We start from the raw sequence: 23,373 nt of genomic DNA on the forward strand, positions 1-23,373 counted from the left end.
GCGGCGGCCCGTCCGGGCTGGGGCGCCAAGTCGGAGGTCTGGGACGTGTCGGCGGGTTCGGGCTTATCAGGCATGGCGGCTTTTGCGTGACAACTTCGGCGTGGCAAGCGAGGCGTCAGCATAACAACTGCGCTACTCGCCCAGGAACTCCGACACGGCCTCCAGCCCTTCAATGTGGTCCGCCACCACCTTGGCGATAAACGCGATGGGCACGGACAGCAGCGTGCCCCAGATGCCCCACAGCCAGGTGAACAAGAGCAGCATCATGAAGACGGCCACCGAATTCATCTTGGCGATGCGGCCTGACATCCAGGTGGTGACCAGCACGCCGATCAGCAACGCAATGGCCACCGAGCTGCCCGCGACCTGTAGCGCCGGCCCGATCTCGCCAAACTGAATCAGCGCCGCCACCCCCGTGCCCACCGCCGTCATCAGCGGACCGAAGTACGGGATGATGTGCAAGGCGCCCGCCACCACCGCCCAGGTGGCGGCGTTTTCCAGGCCCAACAGGCGAAACGCCCCCCACGACAGCACGCCCAGCGCCACGTTCGTGACCAGCATCATCGCCATGTACATGTGAATCGAATTGTTGATCTGGTCCAGCATGTGCACGCTGATCTTCTTCTGCGACAAGGTCTTGCCCGCCACCTTCACGAACTTGCGCTTGAACGCATTGCCCGACAACAGCAGGAAGAACACCAGGAACACGCTCATGGTCGCCTGGCCCAGGAAGGTGGCCAGCCCCTTGGAGCCCCACAGCAGGAATTCGCTGAAGCCCGCGTCGGACTTGGCCACCACCACCTGGCGGCCGGGTTGCACGCCGCCGGTGTCCTGCAGCACGCTGGCCGCGCCCTTGAGGCGTTCAATCAGCGACCCGTCACCGCTGGCAAAGTCGCCCAGCGTGCGCGAGATCTTGCCCGATATCTCGGGCAAGGCCTGCACGATGGAGTTGACCTGGCTTTGGGTGGCATAGATTAGGCCCGCCAGACCGAAGGCAATTACCGCCATCAGGATGATGATGCCGACCGGGCGCGGCAGGCGCACCCGCTCCATCAGGGTCACGGCAGGGTCCAGCGCATACGCCACGACAATCGACATCACCACGGGCACGATGAATTCCTGCGCCATCTTCAAGGAAAACAACACGGCCAGCACGGTCAGCGTGGTCAGACAGGCGCCGCGCGCCCAGACGTGCATGACGTTGGGCGCGGGCTCGGGAATGATGCCGGCGTCTTGGACGGTGGCTTTTTCTTCCGAGGCGCGATCGTCCGGCCCGGACTTTTCCGCCGCCCGTTCTTCGGGCGACATTGTTTCCGGCGCCACTTTTTCCGGCGTGATCTTTTCCGGCGTCACCTTCGCCGGCGTCGCGCTTTCCATCCCGTCCCCTCGTATTTCATTTTGGTGAACGCGGACAGCAAGTATCGTGCCTGGCGGTATTCGGCTTGTTTTCGGCTTGCTTTTAGCCCTGTGTTAAGCCTCGCCTTTTAGCCCTTCACCGCCAGCAGCCCCGCCTGCCCTTCGTGGTCGCGCTGCGCGCGTTCCAGAATGAATTCGATCAGCATGGAAATCGCGCGCGGATGGTGCCGATTGGGCATGTACAGCATGTACATGCCACGCCCGAAGATGCTTAGCCGCCATTGCGCCAGCGCGGCCAGCAACTCGCCGCGCGCAATGTCGTCGTGCACCACGTAGTCAGGCACCACGCCCACCCCCAGGCCGGCGCGGATGGCGTCTCGCAGAAAGGCGTAGTTGCGCGAAATGACCGTGGGTTCCAGCACCACGTGCTGGCGCGGCTGGCCGCCATAGTAGGCCGACAGCCGCAGCGGCCGGCCAATGACGGCCGCGCTGATGATGGGCGACTGGCCCAGGTCCTCGGGCCGTTGCGGCAGGCCCCGGGCCTCGGCATAGGCTTTGGACGCGCACGCCACGTAGCGCACCAACCCCAATTCACGCGCCACCAGGTTCTGGGGTGGCTCGGACATGATGCGTACCGCGATATCGACCTCGTCGCGCAGCAGGTCGTCGACGCTGTTCTCGAACAGCACGTCCAGGACGATATCCGGATACGCCTGCTTGAACTCCAGCAGCCAGGGCGTCATCACAAACTGCCCATAGCCGCTGGGCACGCTCAGCCGCACCTTGCCTTGCGGCGTCTTGCCCAGGGTGTCGACCGCCTCGCGCGCGGCGACCAGTTCGTCCTGGATGCTGCGGCCATGCTGATACAGCTTCAGCCCGATCTCGGTGGCTTCCACATGGCGCGTCGTGCGCCGCACCAGCTGCATGCCCACAGACCGCTCTAGCTGATTCAGGTGGTAGCTGACGTTGGCGCGGGTCATCTTCAGCCGGCGCGCGGCTTCGCTCAAGTTGCCGGCGTCGAGGATATCGACCAGCAAGGTCAAGGATTTGGTGTCCATGGCGTCTCCTTGGGCCGGATTGTCAAATTTTTTTATCCGTCGTGTCAATTCCTGATGTCATTGTCAAGACATCTTTACTGGGAAAGAATAAAGAACTAAGCGATACACGCAAAACAAGACAAGCGGTTTTTCCGGCTTGCCAGGCGCCGCGACGGCGGACGCCACTAAGGAGACAAGGACCCATGACGGACAGCAGCACTGCCGGCGCCGCCCACGCGCGCCGCGACGAAGACATCCTGGTCATTACCCTGGACCACCCTCCGGTCAACGCGCTAAGCGCGGACGTGCGTCGCGGCCTGGCCGACGCCATCCAGGCCGCGCAAACCGACCCCGACGTACGCGCCATTCTGCTGGTGGGCGCGGGCAAGAACTTCATCGCCGGCGCCGACATCCGCGAATTCGGCAAGCCGCCCAAGCCGCCCGCCCTGCCCGACGTCTGCAACCAGATTGAAGCCAGCACCAAGCCGGTGGTGGCCGCGCTGCACGGCGCGGCGCTGGGCGGCGGGCTGGAAGTGGCATTGGCCGCGCACTATCGCTTGGCGCTCGCCAGCGCCAAGCTGGGCTTGCCCGAGGTAAACCTGGGCCTGCTGCCGGGCGCGGGCGGCACGCAACGCACGCCCCGCCTGATTGGCGCCGCCGCCGCGCTGGACCTGATGCTGTCGGGCAAACACCTGTCGGCCGACGCCGCGCTGCGCGCCGGGCTGGTGGATACGCTGGCCGAAGGCAATGACCCACTGACGGCGGGCCTGGCCTACACCCGCCAACTGTTGGCCGAAGACGCCGGCCCCCGCCGCAGCCGTGACGCCACCGCCGCACTGGCCGACAAGGCCGCCGCCCTGGCCGAAGCCGCCGCCGCCGGCGAGCGCATCGCCAAGACCCTGCGCGGCCTGTATTCGCCCGAGAAGATCGTCGATGCCGTGCGTGCCGCCATCGAACAACCCTTTGACGAGGGCCTGCGCACCGAACGCGCGCTGTTCCTGCAATGCCTGGACAGCCCGCAGCGCGCCGGCCTGGTGCACGCATTTTTTGCCGAGCGTGAAACCGCCAAGGTCCCCGAACTGAAAGAAGGCAAGGCGCGCGCCCTGAACAAGATCGGCGTGGTGGGCGGCGGCACGATGGGCGCGGGCATCGCAGTATCGGTGCTGGACGCCGGCTTGCCCGTGGTGATGGTTGAGCAGGACGATGCCGCGCTGGAACGTGGCCGCGCGCGTGTGGCGCAGGTATACGACCTGCTGGTCAAGAAAGGCCGCATCACGCAAGAGGAACGCGACGCCCGCTTGGCGCGCCTGACCGGCGCCACCACCTACGACGCCCTGAATGACGCCGACCTGATCATCGAAGCCGTGTTCGAGGACATGGACGTGAAGCTGGCCGTGTTCGCCGAACTGGACCGCGTGGCCAAGCCCGGCGCGGTGCTGGCCACCAACACGTCGTACCTGGACGTGAACCGCGTCGCCACCGCCACGCGACATCCGGGCAACGTACTGGGCCTGCACTTCTTTTCACCGGCCAACATCATGAAGCTGCTGGAAATCGTGGTGGGCGAGCAGACCGCGCCCGACACGGTGGCCACCGGCTTCGAACTGGCGCGCAAACTGCGCAAGACGCCCGTGCGCGCGGGCGTGTGCGACGGCTTCATCGGCAACCGCATCCTGGCCGTGCACCGGCAGGCGGCGGACATGATGATGGAAGACGGCGCGTCGCCCTACGACATCGACGCCGCCGTGCGCGAGTTCGGCTACCCCATGGGCCCCTATCAGATGGCCGACCTGGCCGGTGGCGACATCGGCTGGGCCACCCGCAAGCGCCGCGCCGCCACCCGCGACCCGGCCTTGCGCTATGTGCAGATTCCCGACCGCCTGTGCGAACGCGGCTGGTTCGGCCAGAAGACGGGCCGTGGCTTTTACCTGTACCCCGATGGCGCGCGCGTGGGCACGCCGGACCCGGAAGTGCTGGCCATCATCGACGACGAACGCCGCCGCGCCGGCGTTACGCCGCGCCCGTTCACGCACGAAGACATCCAGCGCCGCTACCTGGCCGCGATGATCAACGAAGCCGCCAACGTGCTGGACCAGGGCATTGCGCTGCGCCCGTCCGATGTGGACGTGGTGTTCCTGTCCGGCTACGGCTTTCCGCGCCACCACGGCGGCCCGATGCACTACGCCGACAGCGTGGGCCTGGACCGTGTGCTGGCCGACATCCGCGCCTATGCGCAGGAAGACCCGGCGTTCTGGAAGCCGTCGCCGCTATTGGTGCGCCTGGCCGAATCCGGCCGCAACTTCGCCAGCCTGAATCAGGCTGCCTGATCACGGCTGCCCGATCGCGAACCTGTGATCGCAGCCCCTTGATAGCAGCCCTTTGATCGCTGACTCACCCCACTTTCGACTGGAACCCTTATGCGCGAAGCCGTCATCGTCTCTACCGCCCGCACCCCCATCACCAAGGCGGGGCGCGGCGAATTCAACCAGATCGCCGGCCCCACGCTGGCTGCGCACGCCGTGCGCGCCGCCGTTGACCGCGCCGGCATCGACCCCGCCCTGATCGAAGACGCCTTCATCGGCTGCGGCTACCCCGAAGGCGCCACGGGCCGCAATATCGGCCGGCAAGCCGTCATCCGCGCCGGCCTGCCGGTCAGCGTAGGCGGCGCCACCATCAACCGCTACTGCGCCTCGGGCCTGCAAGCCATTGCGTCGGCCGCCGGCCGCATCGTGATGGACGGCGCCCCGGCCGTGATCGCGGGCGGCGTGGAACTGGTATCGCAGATCCGCACGCGCGACGACGGCGTCAGCGGCATGGACCCCTGGATACTGGCGAACAAGCCCGAACTCTATTTGCCCATGATCGAAACCGCCGACATCGTGGCCGCCCGCTACGGCATCAGCCGCGAAGCGCAAGACCGCTTTGCCGCGCAAAGCCAGGCGCGCACCGAAGCCGCGCAGGCCGCTGGCCGCTACCGCGAAGAGATCATCGCCGTCACCACCACCATGTCCGTCACCGACCGCGCCACGGGCGTCGTCAGCGAACGCGAAGTCACGGTGGACAAAGACACCTGCAACCGCCCAGGCACCACCTACGAAGCGCTGGCCAGCCTTGCGCCCGTGCGCGGCGAAGGCCAGTTCGTCACGGCCGGCAATGCCTCGCAACTGTCCGACGGCGCGGCCGCCTTGGTGCTGATGGAAGCGGGCGACGCCGAGCGCGCTGGCATTCGCCCGCTGGGCGCGTTCCGGGGCCTGGCCATTGCCGGCTGCGAGCCCGACGAAATGGGCATCGGCCCCGTCTACGCCGTGCCCAAGCTGCTGGCGCGCCACGGCTTGAAGGTCGACGACATCGACCTGTGGGAACTGAACGAGGCATTTGCGTCGCAAGCGCTGTATTGCCAGGAAAAGCTGGGCATCCCCATGGACCGCCTGAACGTGGACGGCGGCTCCATTGCGCTGGGTCACCCGTTTGGCGTCACCGGCGCGCGCCTGGCCGGCCATGTGCTGATCGAAGGCCGCCGTCGCGGCGCCCGCTATGCCGTCGTCACGATGTGCATCGGCGGCGGCATGGGCGCAGCGGGCCTGTTTGAAATCTATGCTTGATATGCACTAAGGACCGACATGGACTTGGAATTCACCCCCGAAGAAAACGCCTTCCGCGACGACGTGCGCGCCTTCCTGGCGGCCAAGCTGCCCCGGCGCCTTTCCGACAAGGTGGGCCTGGGCAAGCTGCTCACGAAAGACGACATGGTGGAATGGCACGCCATCCTGAACCAGCAAGGCTGGCTGGCCAGCCACTGGCCCGTGGAATACGGCGGCACCGGCTGGAGCGCCACGCAAAAATTCATCTTCGATAACGAATGCGCGCTGGCCGCCGCGCCCCGCATCGTGCCCTTCGGCCTGAGCATGCTGGGGCCTGTGCTGATCAAGTACGGCAATGAAGCGCAGCGCCAGTACTGGCTGCCGCGCATTCTGGACGGCAGCGACTGGTGGTGCCAGGGCTATTCCGAACCCGGCGCGGGCTCCGACCTGGCTTCGGTCAAGACCACTGCCGTGCGCGACGGCGACCACTACATCGTCAACGGGCAAAAAACCTGGACCACGCTGGGCCAGTACGCCAACATGATTTTCTGCCTGGTGCGCACCTCGCAGGAAGGCCGGCGCCAGGAAGGCATCAGCTTCCTGCTCATCGACATGAACAGCCCGGGCATTGAAGTGCGCCCCATCATCACGCTGGACGGGGAACACGAAGTCAACGAAGTGTTCTTTTCCGATGTGCGCGTGCCCGTCGACAATCTGGTGGGCGAAGAAAACCGGGGCTGGACCTGCGCCAAATACCTGCTGACCTACGAACGCACCAACATTGCCGGCGTGGGCCAATCCACCGCCGCGCTGGAACGCCTGAAAGCGGTGGCCGCCAAGCAGAAAAAGAACGGCCGCCCCCTGGCCGAAGACCCCGACTTTGCCGCCCGCCTGGCGCGCGTGGAAATTGAACTGGCCAATATGCGCACCACCAACCTGCGCGTGGTCGCGGCGGTGGCGGGCGGCGGCGCCCCCGGCGCCGAAAGCTCGATGCTGAAGATACGCGGCACACAGATCCGCCAGGAAATCACGGCATTGAACCGCCGCGCCATGGGTCCGTACGCGCGCCCCTTCGTACCCGAAGCGCTGCACGACGGCTACGACGCAGCGCCCATCGGCCCCGAAGGCGCTGACAGCGCGGCGGCGCAGTACTTCAACAACCGCAAGCTGTCGATCTTCGGCGGCTCCAATGAAATTCAGAAAAACATCATCTCGAAGATGATCTTGGGACTGTAAGGGCCGGCCATGAACTTTGAACACACCGAAGACCGGCGCATGCTGTCCGACATGCTGCGCCGATTTGTCAGCGAGCAGTACGACTTCGCCACCCGCGAACGCCACGCGCAATCGCCCCAGGGCTACAGCGTGGAATTCTGGCGCCGCTACGCCGAACTGGGTGCCATCGGCGCCTTGTTCACCGAGGCCGATGGCGGCCTGGGCGGCGCGGGCTTTGATATCTCGGTCGTCTTCGAGGCGCTGGGACGTGGCCTGGTCGTGGAACCCTTTCTAGACGCCTTGATGGTGGGCAGCGCCATCGCCTCCGCGGGCACGCCCGCGCAGCGCGAAGCTGTGGATGGCCTGATCGCGGGTTCCATCACCGCAGCGCTGGCCCAGGCCGAACCCGATTCCGGCTATGAGCTGGCACGGGTCAGCACGCGCGCCGAACCGTCGGGCGACGGCTGGGTGCTCAACGGCGCCAAGGCCGTCGTCACGGCGGGCGAACACGCGGACCTGTTCCTGGTGTCGGCGCGCACGTCCGGTGCGGAAGATGACGAAGCCGGCATCAGCCTGTTCCTGGTCAGCGCCGGCACGCCGGGCCTGGCGGTGCGCGGCTACGGGCTGATCGACGGCGGACGCGCCGCCGAAGTCACGCTGACCGACGTCAAGCTGGGGCCCGACGCCCTGCTGGGCGAGGCCGGCGCGGGCTACCCGCTGCTGGAACGCGCCACCGGGCGCGGCATTCTGGCGCTGTGCGCCGAAGCCGTGGGCGCGATGGACTGCGCCCGCGACGCCACCCTGGAATACCTGCGCACGCGCCGCCAGTTCGGCACGCCCATCGGCAGCTTCCAGGCCTTGCAGCACCGCATGGCTGATGTGCTGCTGGAAATTGAACAGGCGCGCTCGGCCGTCATCAACGCCGCCGCCGCGCTGGACCACCCCGACCGCGTCACCCGCGAACGCGCCTTGTCCGCCGCCAAGTTCACCATCGGCCGCATCGGCACGCTGGTGGCCGAGGAAAGCATCCAGTTGCACGGCGGCATCGGCATGACCTGGGAACTGCCGCTGGCGCACTACGCCAAGCGCCTCGTCATGATCGACCACCAACTGGGCGACGAAGACCATCACCTGCGCCGCTACATCGCGCTGGCGCAGGCGTGAACGGAGGCAAGCCCGACATGACGCAGGCCCACGCCGCCCAGCCGCTGTTGCCACCGATTTCGCCCCCGTTCTCGGCGCCGTTCCCCGTGCGCAGCGCCGCGGACGTGCAGCGTCTGCAAGCCCGCCCGTTGGCCGAAACGCTGACGGTACAAAGCACCTACGAGATCTTCCGCAATTCGGCCGCGGCCTTTGGCGACAAGACCGCGCTGACCTTCCTGCGCTCGGCGGACCCCGATGATGAGGCCATCCGCTGGAGCTATCGCGAACTGCTGGCCGGCATCCACCAGACAGCCAACCTGCTGCACGACCTGGGCGTGCGCGCGAACGACGCCGTGGCCGTGATGCTGCCCGGTTGCCTGGAATACCACCTGGCGCTGTGGGGCGGCGAGGCGGCCGGCATTGTCCAGCCGCTGAACCCGCTGCTGACGGAAGACAAGCTGGCCTCGCTGATGACGACCGCGCGCGCCAAGGTGCTGATCGCCTATGGCGCCGACGCCGATTGCGAAATGTGGTCGAAGGCGCTGCGGCTGCGCGAGCGCGTGCCGACCCTGCAAACCCTGCTGCGCGTGGCGCCGCACACCGAGCCGCTGTCGGACCGCCCCGCCCTGCCCGACTACGCGCTGGACTTCAACGCCAACCGCTCGGCGCAACCCGCCGACCGCCTGCTCAGCGAACGGATCATCCGCGCCAGCGACGTGGCGGCGTATTTCCACACGGGCGGCACCACGGGCGCGCCCAAGCTGGCCATCCACACCCACGCCAATCAGGTCTTTACCGCCTGGGCGGCCGTGCAGTTGCAGAACGCGGGACCGACGGACGTGGTCATCAACGGCTATCCGCTATTCCACGTGGCGGGCGTGTTGCCGGCCTCGCTGGCGGCTTTGTCGGCCGGCGTGGAAACCGTCATTCCCACCACCATGCTGCTGCGCAACCGCGACGTGCTGCGCAACTACTGGCGCCTGGTCGAAAAGCATCGCGCGACCTCGCTGCAAGGCGTGCCGACCATTCTGGCGGCGCTGGCCGACGTGCCGCTGGCGGGCGCCGATATCTCGTCGCTGCGCTACTGCCGCACCGGCGCCGCGCCGCTGCCCGCCGAACTGGCCGCGCGCTTCAAGCGGCTGTTCGGCCTGCAAGTGAATGAAAGCCTGGGCATGACGGAGATGGCCGGCATCTCTTCCATCACGCCCCCGGGTTCGGTGTTTCCCGTCAACTGCGTGGGCTACCCGCTGCCCTATGTGCAGGTACGCATCGTTGGCCTGGACATTCCCGCCGGGCAAGCCGCGAAGGACTTGCCACCGGGCAAGCCCGGCATGGTGCTGTTCAAGGCGCCCAATGTGATCCCCGGTTTTCTGGACCCCGCCGACACCGCCCGCGCCTTCACGGAAGACGGCTGGCTGATCAGTGGCGACGTAGGCTTCATGGATGCCGAAGGCCGGCTGCATTTGCAAGGCCGCGCCAAGGACTTGATTATCCGCAGCGGCCACAACATCGATCCCAAGACCATCGAAGACGCGCTCGCCACGCACCCGGCTGTACACCTGTGCGCCGCCGTCGGCGCGCCGGACGCCTATGCCGGCGAGCTGCCGGTGGCCTTCGTCACGCTGATGGAAGGCGCGCAGGCCACGGAAGCCGAACTCGTTGCCTACGCGGCCGCGCACGTGGATGAAGGCCCGGCGCGCCCCAAGCGCGTCATCGTGCTGGACGCCATGCCCATGACCAACGTGGGCAAGATCTACAAACCTGATTTGCGCCATCTGGCCACTGCCGTATCGGTAGAGGCGGTGGTGGCGCGCACCCTGCAACAGGCCGGGCTAGCGGAAGACAGCAAGATCTTCCGCGTGCTGGCCGATGCACAACCGGATGTCGCTGTTGAAGCGGCATCCGGCGTATCCGCGCCGCTGAAGGAGCAGTTGCGCGAAGCCTTGGCGCGCTTGCCGGTCAAAGTCGTGTTGCGCGACTGAACCGGAACGCGTCCTCCCATCACCACACACCACAACAAACCACAACACCACTGGAGACAACCCATGCTGAAGATGCCCAAGCGCCGCGCCTGCCTGGCCGCACTACTGCTTGCCACCACCGGCGCCGCCTTGCCGCTGGCCGCCAGCGCGCAAACCGACTTTCCCACCAAGCCCATTACGCTGATCGTGCCCTTCCCGGCGGGCGGCTCCACCGACCGCCACCTGCGCATCGTGGCGCAGGACGCCTCCAAATACCTGGGTCAGCAGGTCATCGTGGAAAACCGGCCTGGCGCGGGCGGCACCCTGGGTCCGGCCACCATGGCCCGCACCGCCAAGCCCGACGGCTACACCATCAGCCTGTACACGCTGGCCATGTTGCGCATGCCCTACATGCAGAAAAGCAGCTGGGATCCCATCAACGATTTCAGCTTCATCATCGGGTTGTCGGGCTACACCTTCGGCTTCACCGTGCGCTCGGATTCGCCGTACAAGACGTTCAACGAATACATCGAGGCCGCGCGCAAGGCGCCGGGCACCATCGACTACGGCTCCACCGGCGTGGGCTCGTCGCCGCACCTGCTGATTGAAGAAATCGCCATCAACGCCAAGGTCAAGCTGAACCACGTGCCGTTCAAGGGCAACGCCGACATGCAGCAGGCGCTGCTGGGCGGCCACGTCATGGCGCAAAGCGATGCCACCGGCTGGGACCAGTTCGTGGACTCGGGCAAGATGCGCCTCTTGGTCACCTTCGGCGAAAAGCGCACCACGCGCTGGCCCGACGTGCCCACCGCGCAAGAGCTCGGCTACAAGGTGGTGTCGACCTCGCCGTATGGCCTGGCCGGCCCCAAGGGCATGGACCCCGCCGTCGTGAAAACGCTGCATGACGCCTTCAAGAAAGCGCTGTTCGACAAGGCCAGCATGGACGTCATGAAGCAACTGAACCAGGAACCCGCGTACCGCAACAGCGCGGACTACAAGGCCTGGGCGCAAGCCACTTTCGTGAAGGAGAAGGACCTGATCGAGTATCTGGGGCTGATGGCAAAGGACTGACCCGAGGCCAGGTTAGCGCCCTGATACAGGGCCTCAAAAAGCCGGACGGACCGGCAGATATTCTTTGCACGCTACGTTTGTATGCAAAAAATGTCTGCCTTTCCTGTCCGGCTTTTTGATAGACTGGCTGCCCGATGGTTTTCCCCTCCGGCCGCCGCAGCCGCGCCCCATGACTCAGGAAGTTCCGCTAGACCCCAGCGCCGACGATATTGCCCGCGAAGTGTCCGCCGCCATCGTGGCGCACAAACTTCCGCCTGGCACCCGGCTGCGCGAAGAGGCGCTGGCGCGGGTCTACAAGGTCAGCCGCACCAAGATCCGCGCGGCGCTGCTGATGCTGTCCAAGGACAAGCTGATCAACATCGTTCCCGACAAGGGCGCGTTTGTCAGCAAGCCGGACGCCAACGAGGCGCGCGAAGTCTACGCCGTGCGCCGCATCCTGGAAGCCGCGCTGGCCAAGGAATTCGTGGCGCGCGCCACCGCCGCCGACTACCGCCGCATTGATGCCCATCTGGCCGAGGAACGGCTGGCCGTGCAAGCCGGCGACGTGCAAAAGCGCAATTATCTGCTGGGGCATTTCCACATTCTGCTGGCCGAAGCCGTGGGCAATTCGGTGCTGACGGGCATGCTGCGCGAACTCTCGGCCCGCAGCGCCGTGATCACCGTGCTGTACCAAAGCTCGCACGACGCCAGTTGTTCGTCGCAAGAGCACCACGCTTTCATCGAGGCCGCGCGCGCGGGCGATACCGAACGCGCCTGCGCGCTGATGGATGAACACCTGGAACACGTGCAAACCGCGCTGAATTTCACCGACGACAGCGCGGGCGGCGGGGACTTGGTCACAGCGCTGCTTAGCTGAGCTGGCTGAGCCAACGACCCGGCAGTGGCCAAGCGCCCCGGCCCGCGTTCGTCTTAGCCCGCGTTCGCCTCACCCCGCGTTCGCCTTAGCCCGCGTTCGCCTCACCCCGCGTTCGCCTTAGCCCGCGTTCGCCTCACCCCGCCTTCGTCCCGCCCAGCATCTGCTCCATGCGCTGCTGCAACCACAGCTCGGTCGCGCTCAGCGACGCGCCTTGCAGCCACAACGTACGCACTGACAACATCGGCAAGGACAAGCCGGTACACGGCACCCGAGTCAGCGTTCGGCGAAAGCTCTCGTATTCGGCGATGTTCAGCGGCAGGATCGCCCAGCCCAGTTCGTCCGCCACCATGCCGGCAATGCTGTAGAAGCTGTCCGTGCGCCAGACGGTGGGGCTCAGCACCACCTCTTCCACGCCTTCCATCTGCATGACCAGTTGCCGGTAGCGCGCCAGGTCACTGCGCGTGACCTCGGCCAACGCAGCCAGCGGATGGCCCGACGCCACGAACACCGCCTGCGCCACATGGCCCAGGTAACGGTGTGCGAAGGCGCTGCCGGGGTCGCCCCGGTCAAAGTGGAACGCGATGCTGGCGCGACCCTGCTGCACGTAATCGGCCACCTCGGTCGCGGTACCGTTCAACTGCGTGAGTTCCAGGGCGGGAAAGCGGTCGGCCACTTCCACCATCAACGCGCCCAGCACCTGATACGGCAGCGCCTCGTCCAGCGCGATCGACAGCCGCGCATCCTGCCCCGCCGCGAAAGACAAGGCCCGCTGGTCCAGCCCGCCCGCCTGCCGCAGCAGTTCACGCGCTTCTTGCAGCATGACTTCGCCGGCGGGCGTCAGCGTGGCGTTGCGCCGCGAGCGGTCGAACAATTCCACGCCCAGGTCGGCCTCCAACAGGCCCACCGAGGTACTGACGGCGGACTGCGCGCGGCCTAGCGCACGCGCCGCGGCAGAAAACGAACCGGCATCCGCCGCCGCGACGAAATGCCGAAGCTGATCCAAGGTCCATTGCATGGCGCCCTCCTTAATTCATCTATTTTATAGATGGAATCAAACTTTTTACGGCAAATAAACAGATACATAATGCCGGCCTTGCACTCGTAGCGCCGCCGAAACCGCGCGGCCGGGTGTGGATACAAACAGGAGTAGAACTATGCAGCGGACTCATTCGAACGCTGTCGCCACGGCCGACCCGCGCCGTTGGCTGGTGCTGGGCATTGTGTCCATTGCCTTGTTGTTGATCGTGGTGGACATGACGGTGCTGTACACCGCCCTGCCCCGGCTCACGCATGAGCTGGGCGTCACCGCGTCTGAAAAATTGTGGATCGTGAACGTTTACGGCCTGGTCGTGTCGGGCCTGTTGCTGGGCATGGGCACGCTGGGCGACCGGCTGGGCCACAAGCGCCTGTTCATGATGGGGCTGGTCGTCTTTGGCGTGGCCTCGCTGGCCGCCGCCTATTCGCCGGGCGCGGCGTCCTTGATTGCGGCCCGTGTGCTGCTGGCGGTGGGCGCGGCCATGATGATGCCGGCCACCCTGTCCATCATCCGCCTGACTTTCGCCCAGGAACGCGAACGCGCCGTGGCCATCGGCATCTGGGCGTCGGTGGCGTCCGGCGGCGCGGCGCTGGGGCCGGTGGTGGGCGGCGTGCTGCTGGAGCATTTCTGGTGGGGCTCGGTGTTCCTGATCAACGTGCCCATCGTGCTGCTTGCGCTGCCGCTGGCCTGGCGTTGCATCCCCGCCAGCCGCCCCGCCGCCGCCCGCCCCTGGGACCTGTTGGGCTCCTTGCAGGTCATGGCGGGCTTGATCCTGTGCGCCTATGCGTTGAAAGAACTGGGCCGCGCCACTACCTCGTGGTCGCATGCCGCATTAGCTTGCGCGGCCGGGGTCACCATCCTGACCTTGTTCGTGCGCCGCCAGCGTCGCCGCCCGTATCCGCTGATCGACTTCGCCATCTTCCGCAACGCCACTTTCAGTTCGGGCGTGGCGGCCGCTCTTTTCGCGGGTGCGGCGCTGCTGGGGTTGGAACTGGTGTTCAGCCAGCGCCTGCAATTGGTGCTGGGCATGTCGCCGATTCAGGCCGCGTTGTTCATCCTGCCGCTGCCGCTTGCCGCCTTCGTGGCGGGGCCGCTGGCGGGCTGGCTGTTGGCCTATATGCGTGGCCCGCGCCTGATGTTCCTGGCGCTGGCCGTGTCAGCCGCGGGCATGGGCGCTTACCTGCTGTGCTATGACGGCGCCATCTTGCCGCAGATGCTCAGCCTGAGCGTGCTGGGCCTGGGCATCGGCGCAACCATGACGGCGGCGTCCAGCTCCATCATGCAAAGCGCCACGCCAGAACGCGCCGGCATGGCGGCGTCGATTGAAGAGGTGTCCTACGAATTGGGCGGCGCGCTGGGCGTGACGCTGATGGGGTCCATTCTGTCGGGCGTTTATGCCAACACGCTGGACGTGCCCCCTGCTCTGGCCGCTGCGCCCGCGCTGCGTGACAGTCTGGATGAGGCGCTGATCGTGGCGGAAGGCTTGCCGACAGACCTGGCGGCCACGCTGACGCACTTGGCCAAGACGGCGTTCGACACCGGCTATGCCGCCGTGATCGCCACCGCCACCGTCATGCTGCTGGCCACCGCCGCGTTCGTGCTGCTGAACCGCACGCGGCGGCAACCGGTTCCGGGCTAAGCCAGGTTCCAAGACGGGGGCTACGCCGAGGGGCTAAGCCGGGCTTTGTGCCGAGGCGCTAGGCCGGCCCAGCGCCCCCGTCAGCGACCGTCAGCGAATCCGAAAGGCGTGGTCCATATCCGCGATCAGATCTTCTTCGTGCTCCAGCCCGATTGAAATCCGGATCAGCCCTTCCGACACGCCCGCCGCCTCGCGTTCCTCGGCCGGCACGCCGGAATGCGTGGTGGACGCCGGGTGGCACACCAGCGATTCCGTGCCTCCCAGGCTGACCGCCGACTTGAACAGATGCAGCGCGTTGATGAAGCGGAACGCCCGCTCGCGGCCCCCATCAAGCACGAAGGCGAAGGTGGAGCCGGGGCCGGTGCACTGGCGCTTGTAGACCTCTTGGTAAGCGCGGTCAGAGATCATCTCCGGATGATAAATAACGACCTTCTCATACGGATTGCCGGCCAGCCATTGCGCCACCTTGGTCGCCGTGCGGGCCGCCTGCTTCATGCGCAGCACCACCGTTTCCATCGACCGCGTGATCATCCAGCAGGAATGCGGGTCCAGTTGCGAACCGAACGCGCTGCGGATGGCGCGTACCTTCTTGATCAAGTCCTTGCTGCCCGTGACGGCGCCCGCCACCAGGTCGCTGTGGCCGCCCACGTACTTCGTCAGCGAATACACGCACAGGTCCACGCCATGGTCGGCCGGCTTTTGAAAAATGGGCCCCAACAGCGTGTTGTCGCAGACCGATACGGGGCGATAGCCGTGGCGCGTTTCAAACGCATCCAGCTCGTTCTTCATGCCTTCGAAATCGATCAGCGCGTTGGTGGGGTTGGCCGGCGTTTCCACATAGAGCACGCGCACCGGCCCCTTGGCCGCCGCTTCCTCCAGCGCCGCGCGCATGGCCTTGGGCGACAGGCCGTCGCGGATGGCATGCGAGCCGATGCCCCATTCCGGAAACACCTTGGCAATCAGCGTCTCGGTACCGCCATACAAGGGCAGCGACTGCACCAACTGGTCGCCGGGGCGCAGGAACGCCATCAGCACGGCGCTGATGGCGGCCATGCCGCTGGCCGTGACCGCCGCCGCTTCGGACCCATCCAGCAAGGCCAGCCGGTCTTCCACGATTTCCAGGTTGGGATGATTGAAGCGGCTGTAGACCAGCCCGGCCGATTCGCCTTGCGGCAAGGGCTTGCGGCCCGAGACCACATCAAAGAAGGCCGCGCCGTCCTCGGCGGACCGGAACGCGAAGGTGGACGTCAGAAAGACGGGCGGCTTGACCGCGCCTTCAGACAGAAAGGGGTCATAGCCATAGGACATCATCTGCGTTTCCGCATGCAGCGGGCGTCCAAAAATATCCTTCTTGTGATAAGTCGAATACGTCATGGTGTGCCTCTTACTCTGGGATTCCAGCCGACCGGGCAGGCGCGTGTCGCATGTTGCGACGATAACGCCTATTCGTCCGCTTGCATCTGGCCGGGCACGACACGATTGCGGCCGTGGTGCTTGGCCTGGTAGAGGCCGCGGTCGGCCGCCCGGATCAGGTCGGTGCAGGGCTGGTCATCCGTGGGAATGGCCGTGGCCGTGCCGATGCTGACGGTCAGCCAGGGGCCAGACCCGGTATCCTTTTGCGGAATCTGCATGGCCTCGACCGCGCGGCGCAGCTTTTCAGCCGCCAGCCGCGCGCTGCCGGCGGGCGTGCCGGGCAGCACCAGCGCGAATTCTTCGCCGCCAAAGCGGGCGGCCAGGTCGGTGGAGCGGTCGCAACTGGCGAAGATGGTGTTGGCCACGCGCTTGAGCGCTTCGTCGCCCGCGATGTGGCCATAGGTGTCGTTGTAGGCCTTGAAGTGGTCCACATCGATCATCAACATGCTGATCTCGCGGCCATCGCGGCGCGCGCGCTGCCATTCGGCGTTGAGATATTCATCGAAGTAGCGGCGGTTGCCCAGGCCCGTCAAGCCGTCGGAATTGGTCAGCCGGCGCAGTTCCATATTGCTTTCCAGCAACTGCTGCTGGCTTTGGCGTAGCGCCTGGTAGGCCTCGTCGCGCTGCACCAGCGCCAGGTACGAGCGCGAGTGGTAGCGGATGCGCGCCACCAGTTCGATGGAATCCGGCAGCTTCACCAGATAATCGTTGGCGCCAGACGAAAACGCCGCGCTCTTGATGGCGGGATCTTCCTTGGTGGACAGCACGATGATGGGAATGTCGCGCGTCACCGGATGGTTGCGGTATTCCTGCACCAGACTCAAGCCGTCCACGCCAGGCAGCACCAGGTCTTGCAGGATGACGGTGGGCCGCGTCTGGATGGCCACCGTCAGTGCCTTGTAGGGGTCCGAGCAATAGTGGAAATCGATATTGCCCTCGACGACCAGCGCCCGCCGGATTGCCTCGGCCACCATGACCTGATCGTCAACCAGCAGCACCATGGCCGCGTGCGCGTTCAGATCCGCCGAGCCTGCGCTGTCTATAGGAGGGTGCATAGCTATTCCTTGATGTCTGGCAATGTTGGACGCTCAGGCCAAGGCCTGGATCACGCGCGGCGCGATCTGGTCCAACGGTTTGATTTCCACCGCCGCCTGCAAGGCGGCCGCCGCCTTGGGCATGCCGTACACGGCACTGGTGGACTGGTCTTGCGCAATGGTGAGACAGCCGCGTTCACGCATGGCCTTCAGGCCGCGCGCGCCGTCCTGACCCATGCCGGTCAGCAACACGCCCACGGCGGTGCCGCGCCAGTGCTGCGCCACGCTATGAAAGAACACGTCGATGGACGGCCGATACAGGCTTTCCTTGGGATCCGGCGTGTAACGCAGGGTGCCGTCGGCCAGCAGGTGCAGATGGTCGTCGGTGCCCGCCAGCAGGATCTGGCCCGGCAAGGGGCGTTCGCCTTCGCGCACCAGCCGCACGGGCAGTTGCACCTGATCGTTCAACCAGTCGGCCATGCCCGCGGCAAACGACGCATCCACATGCTGCACCAGCACGATGCCGGCCGGGAAACTCAGCGGCAGATCGCGTAGCAGTTGGGCCAACGTGGCCGGGCCACCCGCCGATGCTCCGATGACCAGCAGCCGCTGCGCATCCGCGCGCGGCGCAGCCTTGGGCACCGGGGTCAAGTTGGGCCGGCTGCCGTAGCGGCCGATCAACCAGCCGATGTTGCGGATCTTGCGCAGCAAGGGCGCGGCGGCGCTGCGCAGGTCGCCCCCGCCGACCACCGGCGTATCCACCGCGTCCAGCGCGCCGTGGCCCATGGCGTCGAACACGCGGGCGGTGTGGCGGGCCACGTCCACGGTGACGACCACGATGGCGCATGGCGATTCGGCCATGATGCGGCGCGTGGCTTCCACCCCGTCCATGACGGGCATGATCAGGTCCATCAGCACCACGTCCGGCCGGTCGCGCGCGCACTGCGCCACGGCCTCTTCGCCGTTGGACGCCACCCAGGCCACTTCCAGGCCCGGTTCCAGCGCAATGGCGCGCCGCAGGGTTTCAACCGCTATTTGCAGATCGTTGACGATGCCGATTCTCACGTCAGTGCCTTTCCGATCAGGTCTTCGACGGCGTCCAGCAAGGCGTCGTCATGGAAACTGCCCTTGGCCAGATAGTAATCAGCGCCGGCGTCCAGCCCGCGCCGACGGTCTTCCTCGCGGTCCTTGTACGACACCACCATCACCGGCACGCCTTGCAGGCGGGCGTCGGCCTTGATGCGCGAAACCAGTTCGATGCCATCCATGCGCGGCATGTCCACATCGGTCACGACCAAGTCGAATTCCTCGCTGCGCAGCATGTTCCAGCCATCCATGCCGTCGACCGCCACGGCCACCTCAAAGCCCCGGTTCACCAGCAGCTTGCGTTCCAGTTCGCGCACGGTCAGCGAATCGTCCACCACCAGCACGCGCTTGCGGCGGCGCGTCTGCGCGACCTGGCCCGCGCCGTCCACCCGCGTCAGTCGGCCGGCTTCGATCAGCTTTTGCACCGACAGCAGCATGTCTTCCACGTCCAGAATCAACAGCGGCGTGCCGTCGTCCATCAAGGCGCCCGCCATCACGTCCTGCACCTTGCCCAAGCGGGGGTCCAGCGGCTGCACCACCAGCGTGCGCTCGCCCACGTAGCGGTCGACGGCGATGCCGTAGCGCTTGTCATGGTCACCCACCACCACCACCGCCACGGACTCCGCCGCGGGCGCAGGCTCGCCGCCGCGCAGGATCTGCCGCGCGGACACAAGCCCCACCTGTCGGTCCATGAACCGAAAATGCTGATGGCCTTCCAACTGTTCAATCTCTTCCCGGCGCACCTGCAAGGCATGGCTGACGTAGGCCAGGGGGAACGCATAGATGGCGCCTTGCACCTCAACCAGCAGGCTGCGCACCACCGACAGCGACAAGGGCATTTCCAGCACGAAGCGGGTGCCCTGCCCGCTGGTCTGATGAATGCGCACCGCGCCGCGCAACTGGCGCACCATGGTCTGCACCACGTCCAGGCCCACGCCGCGCCCCGAGATCTCGGTCACTTCGCCGCGCGTGCTGAAGCCGGACAGGAACAGGAATTCCAGCAACTCGGCTTCGCTCAGGCGCGCCGCGGTGTCGGCCGAGGTCAGCTTGCGCTGCACCACTTCCACGCGCAGTCGGTCCAACGAAATGCCCGCGCCGTCGTCGCTCAGTTCCACCACCAGCATGCCGGCGGAATGCCGCGCCGACAGCTTGATCAGGCCTTCCGGGGGCTTGCCGGCGTCCAGGCGATCCATCGGCATTTCAATGCCATGGTCCACCGCGTTGCGCAGCAGGTGCATCAGCGGCGCGTCCAGCTTTTCAAGAATGTCGCGGTCCACCTGCGTGGTGTCGCCCTCGATTTCCAGCCGCACCTGCTTGCCCAGCGAGCGGCCCAGGTCGCGCACCATGCGCGGCATGCCGCCCACGCCGTCGGCAAACGGCCGCATGCGGCAAGCCAGCGCGGTGTCGTACAGGCGTTGGGCCAGATGGCTCATGCGCCAGCCGAATTCATCGACTTCGTTGGTGCGCTGGGCCAGTTCCTGCTGGCATTGCTCAACGATGCGCTGCGCATCATCCAGCGCCGCCTGCGCGCGCGCGTCCACATGCTGGCCGGCCAGCGCGCCGCGCACGCCGTCCAGCGCCTGCGCGGCACCCGCCTGCAAGCGCCGCAGACGCAGCATGGATGCGCCGAACGGGCCAACCCAGTGTGACTCCACCAGCGTCTCGCTGGAAAGGCCCAGCAGTTTGTTCAGCGTGTCGGCGGTGACGCGCAACACGCGCTCGCCTTCAAAGATGCCCTGATCGGTACTGCGGCGCGCCGTCGCTTGGGCGGGGGCTGTTGTCGGCGGCGACGTGGGGGTCGATGCCGGTGGCGGAGCGGCGGACGAGGACGCAGTGGGTGCCGCAGGGGGGGCCGCGGTCGTTGCCGCGGTCCGGCCCGATGGCTGGGTGCGCGCCGAGGCCGGCAAATCGTCAAAACGCTGAATGGGCGGCAGAAAATCCGACGGCCTGGGCGCTCGGGGCGGCGCGGGCGCGACAGCCGGCGCGTTGCTCAGGCGCACCACCAGGTCATCGATCTCGCCACCCAGTTCCGCGCCCGGCGTCGCCACCCGCTGCAGCAGGTCGGTGCCCAGCAGCAAGGCGTCGATATCGTCCGCCTGCAAGCGCAGCCGCCCTTCCTGCGCGGCCACCAGGCAATCTTCCATGGCGTGCGCGATACGCACGGCGGGGTGCAGGTCCACGATGCGGGCGGCGCCCTTGAGCGAATGCGCCGCGCGCATGCAGGCTTCCAACTGGGCCGCCGATGTGGGGTCGTGCTCCAGCGCCAGCAGGCCGTTGTTCAGCACCTGCACCTGGGTGCGGGTTTCAAGCTGGAACAGCTCAAGCAAGGAGGCATCGCGCATTTCGTCCGGATTCACGCCAGGCTCCGTTCCAAAGCTTGCATCAGTAAGGCCTCATCCAGCACACCCACGCTGCGGCCGCCGCACTGTGCCACGCCGCGCGAATACTTCAGGCTGGCGCCCTCCACGGTTGACGGCAGCGGTTCCAGTTGGTCCAGGTTGACGGCATGGATGCCTTCAACCTCGTCCACCGGCAGCACCACGGCCCGGCCCGCGCCGCCGAAGATCAGCATGCGGGCGGCACCAGGGCGCTCGCGCGTGTCATCCGCCGCGGCGTCCAGGCCCAACAGGCGCGCCAGCGACACGCACACGGTCAAGGTGCCGCGCACATTGGTCACGCCTAGCACCGCCGGATCGCGGCGATGCGGCAGCGTCAGGATCTTGCGCGTGGCGGCAACCTCATCCAAGGCCCGTGTCGGCAGCGACAGCCATTCCGCGCCCACGCGAAACACCAGTAGCGAAGACAAGCGAACATCGTGCCGGGGCTGCTCAACATCACTGTCAGACGAATCAAGTTGTGGCGGCAGCCGGTCCAGAATACGTTTGGCGGCCGCCGCATAGACCGGGCAGTTGCGGCAATGCACATGCGTGGGCAACTGGTCGCAGCTTTTGTCGCCACGGATACCAATGTGGTTCCAGCAGTCGTCAATGTCGGAGAGGCGCGTAAGGGACTCAATCACGTCGAGCCTCCTGTCGCGCCGCGCGCGCCTGCAAGCGACGTGCGCCTTCGATGTCACCGGACGATGCCACCAGGGCGGCCAGGTGCAGCAGCGCTTCGCGATGGGTCGGGTCCAGGTACAGCGCCTTGCGGTAAGCCGCCTGCGCCTGATGCATGTCGCCCGCGGCGTCTTGCAGCAGGCCCAGCAGATGCAGCGCATCGGCGCTGACGCCGTGCAGGTCTATGTGCGCGCGGCATTGCGCCAGGGCGTCTTGCACGCGGCCGCGATCCGCCATCTGCGCAATCTGGCGCAACGAGGCCGTGGCGCTGGTGTGGTCCGTTGGCGCGCTGATGTTGCCCGTTGCCGCGCTGAGGTCGCCATTGCCAGGCGCCGGGGCGATTGCCGCATGCGCCAGGGGCAGGCGCGCGGCCGGCGCCTGCGGCACGGGCCGCCGGGGTGGCGACCAGGCGTGCACGATGGGGGTTGCCCCAGCGACGCCCATCGCGCCCATCGCCCGCATCGCCGGCTCGGGCGGCGCCGGCAAGGCCTGCGCCTGGAAGGCAAACGACCGCGCCAGCGGCAGCGCGGGCAGGCGGCGCTGCGTCAACAAGCTGGTTTCGGCCGGCCCCACAAAAATCACGCCATCGTTGCGCGTGAAGCCCCGCAGCACCTGCACGGCGCGTTCCTGGGTCGGCCCGTCGAAGTAGATCAGCAAGTTGCGGCAGAACACGAAGTCATACGGGGCAACGCCCGCCAGCAGGTTGCCGTCGAACAGGTTGCCATGTTGAAAGCGGACCTGCTCGCGGACCTGCGCATTCAGTTGATGGCCGTCGGCCGTTTCAACAAAGTGGCGGTCGCGATACGCCAGGTCGTCGCCACGGAAGGCGTTGCGGCCATACACGGCGCGCTGCGCGAACTGCACCATGCGTTCGCTGATGTCCACCGCATCCACCTGAAAGCGCGCGGCGGGCACGCCCGCGTCCAGCAGGGCCATGGCGATGGAGTACGGTTCTTCGCCGCTTGCGCAGGGCACGCTCAATATCCGCAGCACCCGGCTTTCCGGCACGCCGGCCGCGAACAAGCGTGCACGCGCCAGGCTGGCCATGGCGGTTTGCGATTCCGGATACCGGAAGAACCAGGTCTCGGGCACGATCACGGTTTCGATCAGCTGCTGCATTTCATCGGCCGCCGTGTGCAGCCTCCGCAGGAACTCGTGTTCGTCCGCCACGCCCACCGCGTTCATGCGGTGGCGCACGGCGCGCTCGACCGCGGCCTTGCCGATGGAGCCGCTGTCCAGCCCCATCTTGCGCTTGAGCAAGGCGCTGAATTCATCAATCATGATCATGGCCGGGCCTCGCCAACGGGGGCGGCCGGGTACAACATCGCGCGTACGGATGGCGCCAGCAAGTCATTCACGCGCACGGCCTGGACCATGCCTTGCGCATCGCTCAGCACCGGCCCCAGGTAGCGGGCGTCTGGGTTGTCCAGGCTTGAAGGCTGGAACGCGGCCGGGTCGTAATGCAGCGTTTCGGTGGCGTGTTCCAGGATCAGCCCCAGCACATGGTCAGCCGCGCCGGAGGCCGCCGCAGTTGCAGTCGTAGTCGCAGTCGCAGTCGCCGCCGTAGCCACAGTCGCCGCCGCAGTCGCAGCCGGCCGGTAATGCACCAGCGCCAGCCGGGTGCTGGTGACCCGGGCGGCGGCGCCCTGGCCCGCCAGCTCGCTCATGTCGATCACGGGCACCGGCGCGCCGCGCCTGTCCAGCATGCCCGCTACCCACAAGGGCGCGCCGGGCACCTGTTTCAGCGCACGCAAGCCCAGCACCTCGATCACCTCGCCCGCGTCCAGCGCATAGCGGTCGCCGCCGATGCGAAACAGCAGATACAGCCGCCGCGCGGCTGGACCCGCGGCACCGGGCTGGGTAGAGAAAGCAAGTTCCGCCATGACGGG

General features: G+C 66.7%; 18 protein-coding genes. 8 read left to right on the forward strand and 10 right to left on the reverse strand.

Annotated features, from left to right (window positions below; translation table 11 throughout):
* Positions 1-132: 132 nt before the first annotated feature.
* Both P8T11_RS07150 and P8T11_RS07155 read right to left on the reverse strand, forming a co-directional pair.
* The gene (locus P8T11_RS07150) at positions 133-1,377 is read right to left on the reverse strand and encodes an AI-2E family transporter (protein WP_268077603.1); all 1,245 of its coding nucleotides are present in this window, start codon (positions 1,375-1,377) and stop codon (positions 133-135) included.
* Positions 1,378-1,484: 107 nt separating this feature from the next.
* Positions 1,485-2,414, reverse strand: a complete 930-nt coding sequence (locus P8T11_RS07155) for a LysR family transcriptional regulator (RefSeq protein ID WP_268077602.1) — start codon at positions 2,412-2,414, stop codon at positions 1,485-1,487.
* A 182-nt stretch (positions 2,415-2,596) separates the two neighbouring features.
* Between P8T11_RS07155 and P8T11_RS07160 the strand changes: the two genes are divergently transcribed.
* The 7 genes from P8T11_RS07160 (at position 2,597) to P8T11_RS07190 (ending at position 12,220) form a co-directional block, all read left to right on the forward strand.
* A complete protein-coding gene (locus P8T11_RS07160; RefSeq protein WP_268077601.1) occupies positions 2,597-4,720 on the forward strand; it encodes a 3-hydroxyacyl-CoA dehydrogenase NAD-binding domain-containing protein in 2,124 nt (707 codons plus the stop codon).
* A gap of 90 nt (positions 4,721-4,810) precedes the next feature.
* Complete coding sequence (locus P8T11_RS07165) at positions 4,811-5,995, forward strand: acetyl-CoA C-acyltransferase (protein WP_268077600.1); 1,185 nt, start codon at positions 4,811-4,813, stop codon at positions 5,993-5,995.
* An 18-nt stretch (positions 5,996-6,013) separates the two neighbouring features.
* On the forward strand, positions 6,014-7,210 hold the full coding sequence (locus P8T11_RS07170; protein WP_268077599.1) for an acyl-CoA dehydrogenase family protein: 1,197 nt from the start codon (positions 6,014-6,016) through the stop codon (positions 7,208-7,210).
* A gap of 9 nt (positions 7,211-7,219) precedes the next feature.
* Positions 7,220-8,353, forward strand: coding sequence for an acyl-CoA dehydrogenase family protein (locus P8T11_RS07175; RefSeq protein ID WP_268077598.1), 1,134 nt, complete (start codon positions 7,220-7,222; stop codon positions 8,351-8,353).
* 17 nt (positions 8,354-8,370) lie between these two features.
* Positions 8,371-10,314 carry an acyl-CoA synthetase gene (locus P8T11_RS07180; protein WP_268077597.1) on the forward strand — a complete coding sequence of 648 codons (1,944 nt, stop codon included), beginning with the start codon at positions 8,371-8,373 and terminating at the stop codon, positions 10,312-10,314.
* Between the two features lie 63 nt (positions 10,315-10,377).
* On the forward strand, positions 10,378-11,364 hold the full coding sequence (locus tag P8T11_RS07185) for a tripartite tricarboxylate transporter substrate binding protein (RefSeq protein WP_268077596.1): 987 nt from the start codon (positions 10,378-10,380) through the stop codon (positions 11,362-11,364).
* A gap of 169 nt (positions 11,365-11,533) precedes the next feature.
* Positions 11,534-12,220, forward strand: a complete 687-nt coding sequence (locus P8T11_RS07190) for a GntR family transcriptional regulator (protein ID WP_268077595.1) — start codon at positions 11,534-11,536, stop codon at positions 12,218-12,220.
* Between the two features lie 133 nt (positions 12,221-12,353).
* Here P8T11_RS07190 and P8T11_RS07195 read toward each other — a convergent pair whose 3' ends face one another.
* Complete coding sequence (locus tag P8T11_RS07195) at positions 12,354-13,235, reverse strand: LysR family transcriptional regulator (protein WP_268077594.1); 882 nt, start codon at positions 13,233-13,235, stop codon at positions 12,354-12,356.
* Positions 13,236-13,374: 139 nt separating this feature from the next.
* On the opposite strand from P8T11_RS07195, the gene P8T11_RS07200 reads away from it, so the two are divergent.
* On the forward strand, positions 13,375-14,895 hold the full coding sequence (locus P8T11_RS07200; RefSeq protein ID WP_268077593.1) for an MFS transporter: 1,521 nt from the start codon (positions 13,375-13,377) through the stop codon (positions 14,893-14,895).
* Positions 14,896-14,985: 90 nt separating this feature from the next.
* Here P8T11_RS07200 and P8T11_RS07205 read toward each other — a convergent pair whose 3' ends face one another.
* The 7 genes from P8T11_RS07205 to P8T11_RS07235 all read right to left on the reverse strand — a co-directional run bounded on the left by P8T11_RS07205 (position 14,986) and on the right by P8T11_RS07235 (position 23,367).
* On the reverse strand, positions 14,986-16,269 hold the full coding sequence (locus P8T11_RS07205; protein WP_268077592.1) for a cystathionine gamma-synthase family protein: 1,284 nt from the start codon (positions 16,267-16,269) through the stop codon (positions 14,986-14,988).
* A 68-nt stretch (positions 16,270-16,337) separates the two neighbouring features.
* Positions 16,338-17,363: a response regulator gene (locus P8T11_RS07210; RefSeq protein ID WP_268077591.1), complete on the reverse strand. Its 1,026-nt coding sequence runs from the start codon at positions 17,361-17,363 to the stop codon at positions 16,338-16,340.
* Positions 17,364-17,396: 33 nt separating this feature from the next.
* Positions 17,397-18,407: a chemotaxis response regulator protein-glutamate methylesterase gene (locus P8T11_RS07215; RefSeq protein WP_268077590.1), complete on the reverse strand. Its 1,011-nt coding sequence runs from the start codon at positions 18,405-18,407 to the stop codon at positions 17,397-17,399.
* A complete protein-coding gene (locus tag P8T11_RS07220) occupies positions 18,404-20,785 on the reverse strand; it encodes a hybrid sensor histidine kinase/response regulator (RefSeq protein ID WP_268077589.1) in 2,382 nt (793 codons plus the stop codon). The genes P8T11_RS07215 and P8T11_RS07220 overlap by 4 nt, the downstream gene beginning before the upstream one ends.
* Complete coding sequence (locus P8T11_RS07225) at positions 20,782-21,447, reverse strand: chemotaxis protein CheW (RefSeq protein ID WP_268077588.1); 666 nt, start codon at positions 21,445-21,447, stop codon at positions 20,782-20,784. Before P8T11_RS07225 ends, P8T11_RS07220 begins: the two co-directional genes overlap by 4 nt.
* On the reverse strand, positions 21,440-22,771 hold the full coding sequence (locus P8T11_RS07230; RefSeq protein ID WP_268077587.1) for a CheR family methyltransferase: 1,332 nt from the start codon (positions 22,769-22,771) through the stop codon (positions 21,440-21,442). The genes P8T11_RS07225 and P8T11_RS07230 overlap by 8 nt, the downstream gene beginning before the upstream one ends.
* Positions 22,768-23,367: a chemotaxis protein CheW gene (locus tag P8T11_RS07235; RefSeq protein WP_268077586.1), complete on the reverse strand. Its 600-nt coding sequence runs from the start codon at positions 23,365-23,367 to the stop codon at positions 22,768-22,770. The genes P8T11_RS07230 and P8T11_RS07235 overlap by 4 nt, the downstream gene beginning before the upstream one ends.
* Positions 23,368-23,373: the final 6 nt, after the last annotated feature.

It is taken from the genome of Achromobacter spanius (assembly GCF_029637605.1).
Taxonomy (GTDB): domain Bacteria; phylum Pseudomonadota; class Gammaproteobacteria; order Burkholderiales; family Burkholderiaceae_B; genus Achromobacter; species Achromobacter spanius_E.